Genomic DNA, 15,032 nt, shown 5'->3' with positions numbered 1-15,032 from the left:
AGCAGTTGGAGGAGCGCATCCTGCTCATCGCCGAGGTGACGGCCCGCTCACGCCAGCAGCGCCGAGAGCGCGAACGGCGGAAACGTGAGGCTTCCCTCGGGAGTGGCGGCTAAACCGGAAGCGGATGCCCACGGACAGGACGCTTCCGGACGGAAGTCCACACAGGCTGTATGTGTTTGATGAGACGGATTTGACTGGCGCTGCCCATAGGCAACGGCCCCCCCGACCCACAAGACTCCGGAGTCGAAGTCCCAGCATCCTCCAAAGTCAACGGCCTGAAAGCTGTCCCAGAGGGAAGGCGCCCTGATCAGAAGAACAGGCGGAGCAGGTCGTATCGCGTCTCCGCGCCCAGCTTCCGGAGCAGGTTGGCCTGGTGGAATTTCACAGTGCGCTCGGTAATCCCTAACACGGTCGAGATGTCGGTCGGCGAGCGGCCGAGCGCGAGATATCGCAACACATCGCCTTCCCGCTCGGACAGCCGCGCGGCGTTGGCCATGCGCCGCACCTTCGCCTCGAAGAGGCCGCTGAGTGTTTCATCACCGATGGTGTGGACGCTGACACGCGCGGTGTCAGCGCCCGTGGGCGTGGCGGTGACGACCTCGTAGCCCTCCGCATGCTCGGAAGCCTGCCGCACGATGGTGTGCGGCCAGGAGGTAGGCGCGGCCATCGTCAGCGGGCAGTCCAGGCAGGGCGCGTCGCGGTGCGCGAAGGCGCCGAAGCACGGCCGGCCCACCAGCTCCTCCTGCCGCGCCTCCCCGGACGTCCACACCGCCTTGATCGTCCCGAATGACGACAGCTCGGTGGAGATTTCGTAGCTCAGGTCCCGGCGAGGCCCGTGGTCCCGGGCCGGCTCCGGGACGAAGGTGCGCTCGGGGACGAAGAGGGGCGGAGCGGTGCGCGTGACGATGGCCACCAGCCGCAGGGGAGGGCGGCCCACGGCGGCCACGTCCAGCTCCACCGGCAGCCGCTCGCCGTCGCGCGTGAGCACCTCTGTCTCCATCCGCGTCTCGGCGCTGGTGAAGATGGCCCGCAGCGCTTGTCCCACCTCGCGTCCGTGCTCGCTCGGCGTGCAGACATCCGTCCAGCGGCGCCCCAACAACTCCTCGCGGGGCCGGCCCAGGAGCGACGTGAACGCGCCGTTCGCCAGCTCGATGCGGCCGCGCCGGTCCATCACGACGATGGGGCGTGTGTCCCGCTCCGCGAGCAGCGATGCGGTCAACGACCAGTCCATGAGGCCCCCCGGCCGTTGCAATCCAGTCCAAGTTTTACATAGGTAGTGCTGAATTCCTTGGTTTAAATAGCTTACAGCGAAGTGACTGCGTTTGCATTTGGACAAAGGTCCAATCACATACCGTGGTGATTGAGGGGGGACTGTCCGTGTGTGGTCGTCCGCCTGGGGAGCGTGCCGGAAACCTGGAACGTCTCCCTGAATCGGGGCAACCTGCTGCATCACCTGGGCTCGGGGATTACTCCCAGGGCTTCCCCGCCGTCCCCACCGTGGGAGAGGAGCTGCACGCATGAGCGCACCGCGACGACCCGCGCAGTTCGACCTCTTCACCGGCGCGGTGGAGGAGCCACCCGCGTCGTCGCGGCGCAGGACCCAGCCGGTGGGACCCGCCGAGCCGTCCGACAGCCTGCGCATGTTGGGCGAGCAGCTCCCGCGCGGTGTCTACCTGGGCACGTCGTCATGGACCTTCCCGGGTTGGAACGGGCTCGTCTACGACCATGAGGCCAGCACGACCCAGCTGGCGCGCGAGGGCCTGGCTGCCTACGCGCACCACCCGGTGCTGCGCACGGTCGGCATCGACCGGACGTTCTACGCACCGGTGCCAGCCACGACCTTCGCTGAGTACGCGCAGCAGGTGCCGGACGGCTTCCGCTTCCTGGTGAAGGCCCACGAGGCCTGCACGTTGGCGCGCTTCCCCGTGCACGAGCGCTATGGCGCGCACCGGGGGCAGGTGAACGAGCGCTTCCTCCAGGCGGCCTACGCCGTGGACCACGTGGTGGCGCCGTTCCTGGAAGGGCTGGGCGACAAGGCCGGACCGCTCGTCTTCCAGTTCCCACCGCAGGACCCCGCGGCGCTGGGTGGCGCGGGCCGCTTCGTGGAGCGGCTGCACGCGTTCTTCTCCGCGCTGCCCCGGGGGCCGCTGTACGCGGTGGAGGTGCGCAACGAGGAGCTGCTCACGGAGGGCTTCGCGCAAGCGCTCGCGGACACGGGCGTGAGCCCGGTGCTCGCGGTATGGGCCCACATGCCGCCCGTCGCGCGGCAGGCGAAGCTCACGCGCGCGTTCGAGGCCCGCGCCGTGGTGGTGCGATGGATGCTTCCGCCGAACCTCGGCTACGAGGAGGCCTACGCCCGCTACGCGCCGTTCAACCGGCTGGTGGACGAGGACGTGGGCACCCGCGACGTGCTGGCCCGTGTGTGCATGGCGGCGGTGCGGCGCGACCGTCCCGTCTTCGTGACCATCAACAACAAGGCGGAAGGCAGCGCCCCGCTGTCCGCCGTCCGGCTCGCGGAACGCGTCGTGTCACACAAGGAGGAGGGCGGCCAGAGAGGCGCCGTTCACGCAACATGACTTGCGCGCGAGCACGGCGCTTGCTTACGTGAATGCTCATGATGGTGATGACCCTGGCCGCGCTGTTGATGCAGATGACCGCCTCCGGTGGAGCCGGCTCGGAGGGCAAGCGTGCGGGCAACCATCACGACCCGGCTGGCGAAAGCCACCCGCGAGCGGTGAAGGAGGACATCACCTCGCTCAAGGGGGAGATCACCAGCCTCAAGGAAGAGTTCCGGCTGGCGCGCGAGCGTCAGCGCCTGGCGGCCGAGGAGAAGCAGCGCCAGGAGGAGGCACGCTACGGTGTCACGCCGAAAGCCACTCCCGCCCCTGCCGCCGGAGGGTCCGGAGCCTCCGCCCACGCCAGATGAGCTGGGAGGCGAGCTGGGAGCAGTAGAAATTCCGGTCGATGGAAACCTCGACCTGCATCTCTTCCAGCCTCGCGAGGTGAAGGAACTCGTCACCGAGTACCTCTGGGCCTGCCGCCAGAAGGGCGTGCTCGACGTGCGCATCATCCACGGCAAGGGCACGGGCGCGCTGAGGCGCACCGTGCAGTCCCTGCTGCCCACGTTGCCGGAAGTGGAAGGCTTCCAGACAGCCTCCGAAGCGGACGGAGGTTGGGGCGCGACGTGGGTGCGGCTCAAGCCCCTGTGACGGGGCTCAGGACAGCCAGAAGTACGCGGAGGCGATGAGGGTGCGCTTCTCCGTCACGCGCGCCTTGTTGGCCAGCTCCGCCATCTGCCGGTCCTTGGAGGCGTAGCGCTTCTCCTCCTCGTTGCGCAGCGACGCCAGCTTGCGGCGGTAGTCGCGCTCCTGCCGGTCCGAGTGCGCCCGGGCCTTCGCGCGCTCCGCGACGTCCTCGATGCCGGAGACTTCCTTGCGCGCGTCGAACCACGCCTGACGGGCGGACTCCACCACCTCGCGGGACTCCATCAGGCAGTCCTCGACGTAGCGGTCCGCGCGCTCCTTGGCCTTGTCCAGCTCCAACGCGTTGCGCCGCTCCGCTGCCCGAATCAGCTCATCCTTGGCGGTCATGAGCGACTGCTCTTGCATGAGCTGGACCGACACCGGCGCGGGCTGCCGGCGCTTCTCTTCCTTGGCGTCGAGCTTCGTGAAGTGGACACCGTCCGTCAGCGGCAGGGCGCGGAAGCCGCCGTCCCGGTCCTTCACCAGCACCAGGTGGACCAGCTTCTCCTCCGGCTTGAGGCCCGTCGTCTCGAACTTGTAGACGAACCACCAGCCCTCGCCGCCGGCCAGCCGCGCCAGCCGTGAGGGGAGCCCCGCGGCGTCCAGCTGCAGGTAGCTGACGGTGTCCTGGGTGCGGTCGCGCACCGCGTAGGCGGCCTTGGCCACCTGGAGCCGTCCGGAGGTGCGGCTGCCCAGCACGGAGCCGGTGAGCGCCTTCGCCTCCTGCTGGCGCTTGGCCACGACCTCCTTGGCCGCGTCTCCCGCCACGCGCAGCCGGCGGCGCACGTCGCCGTCGAAGCGCTCCAGCACCACCGAGCGCATCGACGTCATGCGCTGGTTGATGGTGCCCTCCAGCTCCTCGCGCAGCTTGTCGAAGGCGACGTTGATGTCCTTCGGGTCGCGGCAGGACTGGTAGATGTCCAGCACGCGACGCTCGAAGTCGACGCCGCTCTCCAGCGCGCCCAGGATTTCGTCGGACGCGCCGAACACGCCGTCGAAGAGGTTGAGCTTCTTCTCCAGCAGCTCGAACAGGCGCGCGTCCGCCGCGTTCTGCCGGTTGAGGAAGTTCACCACCAGCACGTCGCGCTGCTGGCCGTAGCGGTGGCACCGGCCGATGCGCTGCTCCACGCGCTGCGGGTTCCACGGCAAATCGTAGTTCACCACCAGGTTGCAGAACTGGAGGTTGAGGCCTTCGGCACCGGCCTCCGTGCAGATGAGGATCTGCGTCTTGTGGCGGAACTCCTCCACCAGCGCCCGGCGCTCCTCGGGCGTGCCGCCGGCGTCGCCGGACAGGAGCGAAATCTTGTCCTTGTAGCCGTGCTCCGACAGCAGCCTGAAGAGGTACTGCTGCGTGCGCTTGGACTCCGTGAAGATGAGCGCCTTCTCCGGCCAGGAGTGCGTGCGCATCACCGCGAAGGTGCGGTCCAGGGCGCGCTTGAGCGCCTCACCCTTGGCGTTGATGCGGATGGAGTCCGCGAGGTCCGCGTACTGACGCAGCTCCCAGACCTCCTGCTCCAGCGTGCGGACCTGGGGCGCCTTGGCGGGGTCGTCGGACCACTCCTCGCCTTCCTCCACGAACTGCTTGGCCTCTTCCGGCTCGAAGAGCGACAGGGCCTGCTGTCCCAGCCGCGCGGCCGACAGGCGCTTCTCCAGGTTCTCAGACAGCCGCCGCAGCGTGGGCGCGATGGCGAACGTGGAGGAGGCCAGCAGCTTGCGGTAGCACAGCGTCAGGAGCGTCTTCTTGCCCGGCTCGATGGCCGCGGCCTCCGAGCGCTGCAGGTACTCACTGACCTTCTCGTAGAGGTCGTGCTCCTCGGGGGAGGGGAGGAAGTCCTCCACGATGCTGCGGCGGTTGGTGTAGCGCACGTACTCGCGCACCTGACGGCGCAGCGTGCGTTGCACCACCGGGGCCAGCCGCTCCTTGAGCTCGCACGCGGCGGCCTCCGTCATGCCGCCGCCCTCGTCGGCGCGGTAGCGGCTGCGGAAGGCGTGCTCGGGGCCCAGGATCTGCTCGTCCAAGAGCGACATCAGGCCGAACAGCTCCATCAGGTCGTTCTGGAGCGGGGTGGCGGTGAGCAGCAGCTTGGGGCGGCCCGCGAGCGACGCGCGCAGCGCCTGGCCCGTCTTGTTGTTGGGCCGGTGCGCGTTCCGGAGCCGGTGGGCCTCATCGATGATGATCAGGTCCCACGGAATCTCTGACACGAGCGCGGAGCGGTTCGCCGCGAACGGGTGCGAGCAGATGACGGGGAAGGGCTGATCGAAGCAGTTGTTGTGCTTCTTCACGTCGCGGCCGTCGACGAGGACGCTGTCCAGGTCGAACTTCTCGCGCAATTCGGCGTTCCACTGCGCGCGCAGCACGGCGGGGGCGAGGATGAGGATGCGGTTCTTTCCCTCCGCCATGAGCTGGGCGATGACGAGGCCCGCCTCGATGGTCTTCCCCAGGCCCACCTCGTCCGCGAGCATGCAGCCGCCGCGCGACAGCGCGTCCAGCGCGAACATCGCCGCTTCGACCTGATGCGGGTTGAGGTCCACCTTCGCTTCGGCCAGCGCGTTCGCCAGCCGCTGCTGCGTGTCACCGCTGCGCGCGAGCAACTCCTCGGCGAGGAGCCGCTCGTGGAAGGGCGTCAGCCCCGCCTCCACCAGCTCCTCCGCGGCACGGGCCGCGATGGCCGCGGCGTCTGCTTCCACTTCCAGCTTCAAACCCCTCGCTACCTCCGCCAAGTCCCGCCTCCCGTCCGGTTTGGAGCGTGCGCGCGTGCGCGCGAACAGTTGAGGCGCGCCATTGTGGGCAGCGATCGCCATCTGTAAAGGGGGTCCTCCCCGAGGCCGAAAACTCGGCCTCCGCGCGATTGGCAAGCATGGTGTTCGGCGGAACGACACATGCGCGCGCGAGCGTTGGAATGTCTCAAAGGGCTTGACGAATGCGTCGTGAGCGCTCAGAGCCGCCCGCGCGCCTTCACGTCCAGGTACACGTTGAGTGCAGCGGCGCCGAATCCGCGTGCCGGTGCGCGCACCACCAGCGCTCCCGCGTCACGCAGCGTGGTGGCGGTGCGGCGGTACTCGGACTCCATGCGGGAGGCGGCCTGCCGCGCGTAGGCGGACGTCGCGTCGCCGGGCACGTCGGTGGCGGCGGCCTCCAGGTCCTCGTCCAGCAGCGACGCGACGACGGGCAGGTGCCGGGGGCGCAGGGCCAGTGTGCGCGTGAGGAGCGCGGAGGACGCGTCTGGATCCACCAGGTCGGTGAAGAGCACCACCAGCGCGCGGCGCGTCTGGCGGGCGAAGGCGAAGTCGAACGCGCGGCCGTAGTCGCTCTCCTCCAGGCCGGCCTCCGCGCGGTAGAGGGACTCGGTGATGAGGCGCAGGTGCTCCGCGCCCTTGCGCGGGGGCAGGAAGGTGCGCACGTCGCTGGCGAACGCGAGCACGCCCACGACGTCGCCCGCGTCCAGGCTCACGCGGGCCAGCCGCAGCGCCGCGTCCACCGCGTGGTCCAGCTTCCGGCGCCCCTGCACCCGGCCCGCCATGTGACGGCCGCAGTCCAGGAGCAACAGCACCGGCTGGTTGCGCTCCGGCTGCCACGTGCGCACCAGCGTGTGGCCGTGGCGCGCGGAGGACTTCCAGTCGATGTGCCGGTAGTCGTCGCCGGGGCGGTACTCGCGCAGCGATTCGAACTCGCGGCCCTCCACGGACTTGCGCAGGAGCGTGCGCGCGGACACGGCCTCCGATGCGCGCGCCAGCGTCAGTGCTTCGCGAGAGAGGGCGCGGAGGTCCGGATACACCTTCACGTCCTGGCCCGCGGGCAGCCGCACCTGCCGCGAGCACAGGCCCAGGGGCCCCATCAGGCGCAGGTTCACGTCACCGAAGCGCGCGTCGCCCCGGGAGGGAGGGTGCACGCGGTACGTCAGCCGCGTGGTGTCTCCCGGCTCCAGCGTGAAGGGCTGACGGTGGCCGTGGCTCTCCACGTCCAGGGGCGGCTCGTCGCGCAGCTCACCGCGCACGGGCCTGTCCGTTCGCGAACGCAGCTCCCAGCGCACGGTGTTGTCCACGCCGGAGGAGAGGATGGGCTCCACCTCGCGGCGTGCGTCGACGTCACGGGCATGCGGCGCGCGCAGGAAGTCCACCGCGCACAGGAGCAGGACGGCCACGTCCACCGCGAGTGCCAGCCATCCGAAGGCGGGGCTCGCCACCGCGAGCGCGGCGGGCACCAGCGCTCCGGCGAACAGCGCCACGGCGAGGCCGCTGGGGACGGGGCGCCCGAGGCTCACCGGGGCACTCGCACCCGTTCGAGCATCTGCCTCAGCACGTCGTCCGCGGTGACGCCCTCCACCTCCGCCTCGGCCTTGAGCAGGAGGCGGTGGTTGAGGACGCTGGGCGTGACGGACTTCACGTCATCAGGCGTGACGAAGTCGGTGCCCCGGAGCGCCGCGTGCGCCTTGGACGCCGCGAGCAGGGCCTGCGCGGCGCGGGGGCTCGCGCCCAGCCGCACGCGGGGGTGTGCACGGGTGTCGCGCACGAGCTGCACCACGTACTGGAGGATGGAGTCGTCACACGCGACGCGCGCGGCGCGGTCCTGCAGCTCCATCAGCGTTGCAGCGTCCAGCACGCGGGACACGGCGGGTGGCCGGCCCTCGCGCTGGTGGAAGGCGCGCAGGAGCGAGGTTTCGGCGTCGCCGTCCGGGTAGCCCACGCGCACGCGCATGAGGAAGCGATCCAGCTGCGCCTCGGGGAGGGGATAGGTGCCCTCCAGCTCCAGCGGGTTCTGCGTGGCGACGACGAAGAAGTGCGGCGGCAGCGCGTGGGTGACGCCGTCGATGGTGACCTGCCGCTCCTCCATGGCCTCCAGGAGCGCCGCCTGCGTCTTGGGCGGCGTGCGGTTGATTTCATCCGCGACCAGGACCTCCGTGAAGACGGGGCCCTTCATCAGGCGGAAGGTCTGCTCCTGCGGCTGGAAGACGTTGGTGCCCAGGATGTCCGCGGGCATCAGGTCCGGGGTGAACTGCACGCGGGAGAAGGACAGGCCCAGCGCCCCCGCCATGCTGCGCGCGGTGAGCGTCTTGGCGACCCCGGGCACGCCCTCCAGCAGCACGTGGCCGCGCGCGAGGAAGGCCGTCACCAGGTCGGCCAGCACGCGGGGCTGGCCCACGACGGCCGAGCCCAGCGCGTCGAGGAGGCGGGAGAGGGGCGTGGCGTCGGACATGGTGGCGGGCGACGGTAGCCCGCCTCACGTCCGGCGCGGCAGCGAAATCCTCGGGCCTACTCCTGGCGCTTCAGGCCCATCAGGGTGCCCAGCACCGCGATGACGCCGCCGAGGATGCCCAGGAAACAGCCGATGCTCGGCGACGAGTTCATCATCTCCGCGTTGCCCATGGGCGACGGCACGAGGGTGGTGTCCGAGGAGAGCTTCAGGAACACCAGCGACCAGACGAGGGTCACCACGCTGCAGACCATCTGCGCGCCCCACGGCAGCATGGGGTTCACCCAGGTCATCACCTCCCGCGCCCGCAGGCCCACGAAGACCATGGTCGCGACGGCGAAGATGAAGGAGATGAACCCCAGGCTGATGAGGCCCAGGAAGTCGCCGCCCTCCGCCGTCTCCTTCCACGGAATGAAGCAGGAGAGCACCACCAGCGCCGCGCCCCAGAACGCGATGCGGTCGCCGCCTTGCAGCTCGCCCAGGAACGAGCGCGCGTCGTCCAGCAGCACCTCCGGATCATCGATGGGCGAGCGAGAGGACTCCAGCTCACGGGCCTCGCGGGACCAGGGATCCGCCACCGCGTCGCCGGCGTCGTCCTCATCCTCCTCGACGGGAGCGGGCGCCGGGGCGCGGCGGGCCGACGCACGGGCGGGAGCGGCCTTGGCGGCGCCACCGCCCCGGGCGGGAGGAGCGGCACGTTGGGCCTTCTCCCGGGCGATGTCGTCCATGCTCCGCACGTTGGTGGCGTCGTCGCTCGGCGGCGGCGCGGCGGGGCGGGCGCCCGTCCTGGCGCGGGCCGGGGCAGGGCGTGCGCGAGGCTCCGGAGCGGCGCGGGCCGGAGGGGGCCGCGAGCGCGGCGGCGGCCGGACTCCGGTGCTCTCGTCATCGCCGCCAGAGTCCCCCTCATCCCCGGCTCCCCCGAGGAAGGACTCGTCGATGATGTGGTCGCAGTGGGGGCAGATGGCGGTGTCTTCCGCGACCTTGCGATTACAGCCTGGGCAGTTCAGGGCCGGTGCTCCGGGAGGGGGGAAACGGCCCGATATCTTCCCGGCCCCAGCGCGCGGCTGTCAAACCCGTTCAGCGCCATAACCCCTGGATTTTCGCGGGGAATTGACCTAGCCCGTTCGAGCATGGCCCGCCTGCCCGCCGCAGTGTCCGCCGGTTTCCTCCTCGTGAGCGCCTGTGTCCGCTCGGTGCCGACGCCCGACGTGCCTCCGCCCCCGGTCGAGCCCTCGAAGGCCATCGCGCAGATCCAGGACTGGGAGGACCGCCGCTCCCTGGGAGGCGGGGACCTGGTGCGGTTCGCCACCTCCGCGCCGGATTGGGCCGTGCGCGTGCGCGCCCTCCGGGCCCTGGCGCGGATCCAGGACGTGGAGACGCTGGAGGCCGTCCTCGCCGGGCTGACGGCGCGGCGCACTGCCGTGCGCGACGAGGCCGCCTTCGCGGCGGGTGAGCTGGCGCAGTCGTGGGAGCCGCTTCCGGAGGCCGCACGGACGGCGCTCACGGAAGCGCTGGTGCGCGCCGAGGCCTCGGAAGCCTACGCCCGGGTGCACGACACGCTGCTGGAGTCCCTGGGCAAGCTGGCCACGCCTGGCGCCGTGGAGGTGCTGACGGCCCGGCTGTCTCCGGCCAATGGCCCCTGGTCCGAGGCGGCGGCGACGGCGTTGGGCGTGGCTGCGCGCAAGGCCGGACCCGCGGCCGTGGCGAACGTCCCCCTGGAGACGATCCGCGCGCTGCTGGATCCCCGCTTGCGGAGCGAAGTGAACGTCGCCGGGGCGTACCTTCTGGCTGCGTCGAAGCGGCTGGACGGCGTGGATGCGCTCCGCTCCTGCGTTGCCAATTCGATACCGGATGTGATGGCCCCGTGCGTGAAGAGCCTGGGCGACCTGGGCAGCCCGCGGGACGCGCTGGCGCTGAACCTGATGTTGGGCGAAGCCACGTCCCGCGCGTCGGCGGAGGTGGCGCGTGCGCTGGCGAAGCTCGCCGCGAAGTGCGAGGCCGGCTCACCCTGTGCCCCGCTGAGCGCACTGGAAGGCCAGTCGCACCTGGCGAAGCAGGTGGCGGAGGGGAAGGCGGCGAAAGGCCACGTGTTGCTGGCGGTGGCGCAGCAGGGACTTCCGCTCCAGGGCCGGCCGGTGTTGTCGCGCATGAGGAGTGCGCTGGCGGAAGCAGACCGCACCGCCGTGTCCGACGAAGCCCACACGGACCTCGCCTGGCTGGACTGCCGGTTCGCGGCGGCGATGGACCGACAGCTGGGCACTCTGGAGCAGGTCCTCCAGTGCGGCTACGGCCGCGTCCCCGAAGCCCGATGGCTCGCGCTGGGACTGCACGAGGTGGCGCAGTTCAAGGGGCAGCCCACCGGCGCTGCGTTCGCGGTGCCCTACCTGGACCACGTGAGCCCCATCGTGCGCGGCGCCGCGCTGGACGCACTCGCTGAACGCCCCGTGCCCGAAGCGCTGGCGCCCATTCGCGCGCTCATCGGAGGAGGGGACGCGGTGGTGGCGGGACTGGCCGCGTCCGCCGCCGGCAAGCTGAAGGACGCCGAAGCCCTGCCCGCGCTGGAGGCCCTGGCCGACCGCGTCCCCAAGGAGCCGGACCTGGCGGAGGCGGTGGCCGGCGCGCTCGTCGTGTTGAAGGGCCTCGCGGCGGAACCCCGCCTGCGCGAATGGCTGACCCATCCACACGCCAACGTGCGCCGGATCGCGGCCGAGTCCCTCACCACGCTCACGGGAGCGCCGGTCCGCTCTCCCCGCGTGGAGCTGCCTCCGGAGACGTACCGTCCGCCGGCCGCGCCCCCGGGCACGACGCTCACGCTGCGCACGCGCAAGGGCGACATCACCGTCCTGTTGGATCCGGATGCGCCGCTTACGGGCGGCAACCTGATGGCGCTCGCGAAGCAGGGCTACTTCCGGGGCATCACCTTCCACCGCGTGGTGCCGGACTTCGTCGCGCAGGGCGGAGACCCGCGCGGAGACGGGGAGGGTGGGCCTGGCTATTCCATCCGCTGCGAGATGACGCGCCGCCCGTATGCGCGAGGCACCGTGGGGATGGCGCTGTCGGGCAAGGACACTGGCGGCAGCCAGTTCTTCTTCACCCACTCACCGCAGCCGCACCTGGACGGCCGCTACACGGCCTTTGGTGAAGTGATTCAAGGCATGGACGTGGTGGACGCGCTGCTGGAGGGCACGATCATCGACGAGGTCATCGTTGGCTTCCGCGCCCCCTGAAGCAGGACCCTCGCGCGTCAGGCCCCGGCGGCGCGCGCGGGCACCGGCTCGCCCTGGGCGTTGAGGTTCGCGCCCGTCCAGCGGTGGCTCTCCGCTTCCTCCATCGTCTCCACCTCACGGCGGATGCGGGCCCACTCCGTCTCCGGCAGGCCGAGGAACGCCTCCGCGAGCATCGGGTCGAACTGCGTGCCAGCGCAGCGGCGGACCTCGTCGCGCGCCACGCTCATGGGGCGCCCCTTGCGATAGGGCCGGTCGGAGGTGATGGCGTCCAGCGTGTCCACGAGGCAGAAGATGCGCGCCCCGATGACGATCTCCTCGCCCTTGAGCCCCAGCGGGTAGCCCTTGCCGTCCCAGCGCTCCTGGTGCTGCAGGACGATGAGCGCCGCCTCGTGCAGGTAGGGCATCTTCGCCAGCATCCGGTAGCCGAACTCCGGGTGCAGCTTCATCTCCACCCATTCCTCCGGCGTGAGCGGCCCGGGCTTGAGCAGGATGGAGTCCCGCACGCCAATCTTCCCGATGTCGTGCAGGAGCGCGCCCTGCTCCACCACGTCCAGCGCCGGTCCGGTGAGGCCGATCTCCTGCGCCAGCCGCCGCGCGTACAGCGACACGCGCCGCGAGTGCCACTGCGTCTCCGTGTCGCGGTAGTCCAGCGCGCTGATGAGCCCGTCCAGAAGCCCCGTGGTGCGCTCGATGACCCGGCGCTCCAGTCCCTCGTTGATGGCCAGGAGCTCCGCGTTCTTCTCCGCGACCTCGCGTGTCAGCCGCTCGTTGGTGGCCACCAGCCGGTGGTGCTCGAAGGCCTGCCGGATGCTGCTGGTCAGGTCGCTCAGCGACCACGGCTTGCCCAGGAGCCGGAAGACCTCGCCCCGGTTCACCGCCTCCGACGCCGTCTTGAAGTCCGCCGCCGCCGTCAGCATCAGCCGCACCGCGCGAGGGTTCTTCTCCCGGAGCGCTGACAACAGCTCGATGCCGTTGAGGTACGGCATCATGAAGTCCGTGAGGACGACGTCGAATCCCTGCTCCCGCGCCGCCACCACCGGGTCGCTGTGTGTCACGACCTCGTAACCCTCCGCCTGGAGGATCCGGGACAGCGCGGCGAGGATGAGCACGTCGTCGTCCACCACGAGGATTCGGGCCATGGGCTGATACGCTCCGAGCGAGTGGGCTGCGTTTTTCTCAGACTCTTATAGCCGGTCCACAGACGGCCAGACAGGCCCCCCCAAGCTTTCCAGTACCGCCAAACTACTGGAATTCTTGAGGTTTCCCTGAAACCGGTGGTCGCTGGATTCCACGTCCTGCTTGCCTGCCCGTCGAGCCGTGTTCTATGGTGGCCGCCTACCCAACGTAAATGGCTGTAACCCCTTGGAATTCGGGAGCAATCTCCGATGGCTAGAGCCCCTGATGGGCCGGTGCCGGTGGTGGTGATGGGGCTGGGGTTTATCGGGCAGGAGATTGCCAGGGCAGCCCTGTCGTCCACCGAAGTGGAGTTGATGGGCGCGGTGGACTCGCAGCCCTCCCTGGTGGGTCGTCCCCTGGGCGACGTGCTGGGACTGGCCGGGCCGCGCTTCAAGGTCGCGGACTCGCTGGAGCGCGCCGTGGGGCGCCGCAAGGGCGTGGTGGTGCTGCACGCCACCAGCTCGCGGCTCTCCCAGGTGATGGACCAGCTGCTGGACGCGCTGAAGCTGGGCCTGCCGGTGGCCAGCACCTGCGAGGAGCTGGCGTTCCCGCACCTCAAGTACCCGGAGCTGGCGGAGAAGCTGGAGCGCGCCGCGGAGAAGGCGGGCGTCGCCATCGTGGGCACGGGCGTGAACCCGGGCTTCGTCCTGGACCGCCTGGTGGCCACCGCCGGTCAGGTGTGCGGCCCCGTGCGCAAGGTGCTGGCCAGCCGCGTGGTGGACGCGCGCACGCGCCGTGAGGCCCTGCAGCGCAAGGTGGGCGCGGGCCTGACGGAGGAGGAGTTCTTCGACCTGGTGGACCGCGAGGAGCTGGGCCACGTGGGGCTGGTGGAGTCCGCGGCGCTGGCGGCGGTGGGGCTGGGGCTGGACTGCGACGACTTCGAGGAGGAGGTCGCGCCCGTGTTCGCCGAGGAGGACATCACCGGCGGCGCATTTGTCGTGAAGAAAGGCCGCGTCGCGGGCATGTTCCAGTCCGTGGTGGGTTTGGAGGAGGGGCAGGAGCGGGTCCGCCTGGAGCTGACCATCGCGGTAGGGGCGGACAACCCACGGGATCGCATCGAGATCGACGCGGACCCCAGGCTGGTGCTTGAGATACCGGGGGGAGTGGCGGGCGACCGGGCCACCGCGAACGCGCTGGTGAATGCCGCGCCACGTTTGACGGCCGCGGAGGCCGGGCTCCTGACGGTGCTCGAGCTTCCGTCAGGTCGCTGAAGGTTCATCAGGAGAGGGAAATGCTGGACAAGAACGCGATTGGCCGCGCCTCGCCGCCGACGCTCAACGAGGTGGAGAAGGGCGCCATCCGGCGCTTCGCCGAGGCAATCGGCGACTACAATCCCATCTACTACGATGAGGAGTACGCCCGGGCCTCGGGCTACCCCACCATCGTCGCGCCGCCCACGTTCCCCGCGTCGTTCCATTCCGCCGCGGACCTCCGGGAGCTGTTGGGGGTGGGCATCAAGAGCCTGCTGCACGCCGAACAGGGCTTCGACTACGAGCGGCCCATCTTCGCGGGGGACCGCATCTACGTGTCCACCCGCGTGTCGGACGTCTTCGAGCGGCCGGGCATGTCCGGCAAGATGGACATCGCGGTCATCGAGGACGAAGGCCGGGACGAAGAGGGCAACCTCGTCTTCCGCGCCCGCCGGACCCTCGTGGTGCGTGCCGCCAAGGAGAACGCCTGATGCCCGCGCGCAAGCTCTACTTCGAATCCATCCGCGTCGGTGACGAGCTGCCGGCGTTGGCCAAGGCCCCGGTGGACCGCGTCCAGCTGTCGCGCTACGCGGGCGCCTCCGGCGACTACAACCCCGTGCACGTGGACGAGCTCTACGCCAAGAGCGTGGGCATGCCGTCCGTCTACGCCCCCGGCATGCTCGTCATGGGCATGTTGGGCCAGCTCATCAGCGACTGGGCCCGCGGCGGCCAGCTGCGGCGCTACAACGTCCGCTTCATCAAGATGGTGTGGCCGGGCGACACCGTGGTCTGCAAGGGCCGCGTGAGCGACCGCCACGGCTCCGGCGGCCGGTACTTCGTCGAAATCGACCTCTGGGCGGAGAACCAGAAGGGCGAGCTCGTCATGAAGGGCGGCTCGCAGATCCAGCTCTTCTACTCCCTGGAGGACGAGAACCGGCAGCGCTCCGGCCAGTCCCCCATCGTGGTGGAAGTGCCCCGCGAGAGCCTGGTCGTCCCGGCCCCCGCC

13 protein-coding genes are annotated in these 15,032 nt (G+C 70.3%); 7 read left to right on the top strand and 6 right to left on the bottom strand.

Annotation, left to right across the window (positions count from 1 at the left end):
* Positions 1 to 307: 307 nt before the first annotated feature.
* On the bottom strand, positions 308 to 1,231 hold the full coding sequence (locus tag D7V77_RS32885) for a LuxR C-terminal-related transcriptional regulator (protein WP_158624539.1): 924 nt from the start codon (positions 1,229 to 1,231) through the stop codon (positions 308 to 310).
* Positions 1,232 to 1,517: 286 nt separating this feature from the next.
* On the opposite strand from D7V77_RS32885, the gene D7V77_RS32880 reads away from it, so the two are divergent.
* From D7V77_RS32880 to D7V77_RS32870, 3 genes are read left to right on the top strand one after another with little or no spacing between them, the layout of a single operon-like run.
* Positions 1,518 to 2,576 (top strand): DUF72 domain-containing protein, encoded by a 1,059-nt coding sequence (locus D7V77_RS32880; protein ID WP_120580230.1) that lies wholly within the window; start codon positions 1,518 to 1,520, stop codon positions 2,574 to 2,576.
* Positions 2,577 to 2,614: 38 nt separating this feature from the next.
* Complete coding sequence (locus D7V77_RS32875) at positions 2,615 to 2,926, top strand: hypothetical protein (RefSeq protein WP_126934629.1); 312 nt, start codon at positions 2,615 to 2,617, stop codon at positions 2,924 to 2,926.
* Positions 2,859 to 3,209: a Smr/MutS family protein gene (locus tag D7V77_RS32870; RefSeq protein WP_120565617.1), complete on the top strand. Its 351-nt coding sequence runs from the start codon at positions 2,859 to 2,861 to the stop codon at positions 3,207 to 3,209. The genes D7V77_RS32875 and D7V77_RS32870 overlap by 68 nt, the downstream gene beginning before the upstream one ends.
* A 6-nt stretch (positions 3,210 to 3,215) precedes the next feature.
* Here D7V77_RS32870 and D7V77_RS32865 read toward each other — a convergent pair whose 3' ends face one another.
* The 4 genes from D7V77_RS32865 to D7V77_RS32850 form a co-directional block, all read right to left on the bottom strand.
* Positions 3,216 to 5,936, bottom strand: a complete 2,721-nt coding sequence (locus D7V77_RS32865; protein ID WP_233597378.1) for an SNF2-related protein — start codon at positions 5,934 to 5,936, stop codon at positions 3,216 to 3,218.
* Positions 5,937 to 6,178: 242 nt separating this feature from the next.
* Positions 6,179 to 7,504 carry a DUF58 domain-containing protein gene (locus tag D7V77_RS32860; protein ID WP_120580227.1) on the bottom strand — a complete coding sequence of 442 codons (1,326 nt, stop codon included), beginning with the start codon at positions 7,502 to 7,504 and terminating at the stop codon, positions 6,179 to 6,181.
* On the bottom strand, positions 7,501 to 8,436 hold the full coding sequence (locus D7V77_RS32855; protein WP_120580226.1) for a MoxR family ATPase: 936 nt from the start codon (positions 8,434 to 8,436) through the stop codon (positions 7,501 to 7,503). Before D7V77_RS32855 ends, D7V77_RS32860 begins: the two co-directional genes overlap by 4 nt.
* A 56-nt stretch (positions 8,437 to 8,492) precedes the next feature.
* Positions 8,493 to 9,161 carry a hypothetical protein gene (locus tag D7V77_RS32850; protein ID WP_120580225.1) on the bottom strand — a complete coding sequence of 223 codons (669 nt, stop codon included), beginning with the start codon at positions 9,159 to 9,161 and terminating at the stop codon, positions 8,493 to 8,495.
* 444 nt (positions 9,162 to 9,605) lie between these two features.
* Between D7V77_RS32850 and D7V77_RS32845 the strand changes: the two genes are divergently transcribed.
* Positions 9,606 to 11,660 carry a peptidylprolyl isomerase gene (locus tag D7V77_RS32845; RefSeq protein ID WP_368666219.1) on the top strand — a complete coding sequence of 685 codons (2,055 nt, stop codon included), beginning with the start codon at positions 9,606 to 9,608 and terminating at the stop codon, positions 11,658 to 11,660.
* A gap of 17 nt (positions 11,661 to 11,677) precedes the next feature.
* On the opposite strand, the gene D7V77_RS32840 is transcribed toward D7V77_RS32845, so the two are convergent.
* Positions 11,678 to 12,799 carry an HD domain-containing phosphohydrolase gene (locus D7V77_RS32840; RefSeq protein ID WP_120580223.1) on the bottom strand — a complete coding sequence of 374 codons (1,122 nt, stop codon included), beginning with the start codon at positions 12,797 to 12,799 and terminating at the stop codon, positions 11,678 to 11,680.
* Positions 12,800 to 13,045: 246 nt separating this feature from the next.
* Between D7V77_RS32840 and D7V77_RS32835 the strand changes: the two genes are divergently transcribed.
* The 3 genes from D7V77_RS32835 to D7V77_RS32825 form a co-directional block, all read left to right on the top strand.
* The gene (locus D7V77_RS32835; protein WP_120580222.1) at positions 13,046 to 14,047 is read left to right on the top strand and encodes a dihydrodipicolinate reductase; all 1,002 of its coding nucleotides are present in this window, start codon (positions 13,046 to 13,048) and stop codon (positions 14,045 to 14,047) included.
* Between the two features lie 20 nt (positions 14,048 to 14,067).
* Positions 14,068 to 14,517, top strand: coding sequence for a MaoC family dehydratase N-terminal domain-containing protein (locus tag D7V77_RS32830; RefSeq protein ID WP_014397671.1), 450 nt, complete (start codon positions 14,068 to 14,070; stop codon positions 14,515 to 14,517).
* On the top strand, positions 14,517 to 15,032 hold a 516-nt coding region (locus D7V77_RS32825), incomplete at its 3' end, for a MaoC family dehydratase (RefSeq protein ID WP_120580221.1). The genes D7V77_RS32830 and D7V77_RS32825, both read left to right, overlap by 1 nt.

Source organism: Corallococcus sp. CA041A (assembly GCF_003612075.1).
GTDB lineage: Bacteria > Myxococcota > Myxococcia > Myxococcales > Myxococcaceae > Corallococcus > Corallococcus exiguus.
Note: the sequence above shows the minus strand (reverse complement) of the source record. Positions and strands in the feature narration are given on the sequence as shown.

Coding starts and splice junctions, on each gene's coding strand:
- D7V77_RS32885 (WP_158624539.1), bottom strand. CDS start 1,231: ATGGACTGGTCGTTGACCGCATCGCTGCTCGCGGAGCGGGACACACGC.
- D7V77_RS32880 (WP_120580230.1), top strand. CDS start 1,518: ATGAGCGCACCGCGACGACCCGCGCAGTTCGACCTCTTCACCGGCGCG.
- D7V77_RS32875 (WP_126934629.1), top strand. CDS start 2,615: ATGATGGTGATGACCCTGGCCGCGCTGTTGATGCAGATGACCGCCTCC.
- D7V77_RS32855 (WP_120580226.1), bottom strand. CDS start 8,436: ATGTCCGACGCCACGCCCCTCTCCCGCCTCCTCGACGCGCTGGGCTCG.
- D7V77_RS32850 (WP_120580225.1), bottom strand. CDS start 9,161: ATGGACGACATCGCCCGGGAGAAGGCCCAACGTGCCGCTCCTCCCGCC.
- D7V77_RS32840 (WP_120580223.1), bottom strand. CDS start 12,799: ATGGCCCGAATCCTCGTGGTGGACGACGACGTGCTCATCCTCGCCGCG.
- D7V77_RS32835 (WP_120580222.1), top strand. CDS start 13,046: ATGGCTAGAGCCCCTGATGGGCCGGTGCCGGTGGTGGTGATGGGGCTG.
- D7V77_RS32830 (WP_014397671.1), top strand. CDS start 14,068: ATGCTGGACAAGAACGCGATTGGCCGCGCCTCGCCGCCGACGCTCAAC.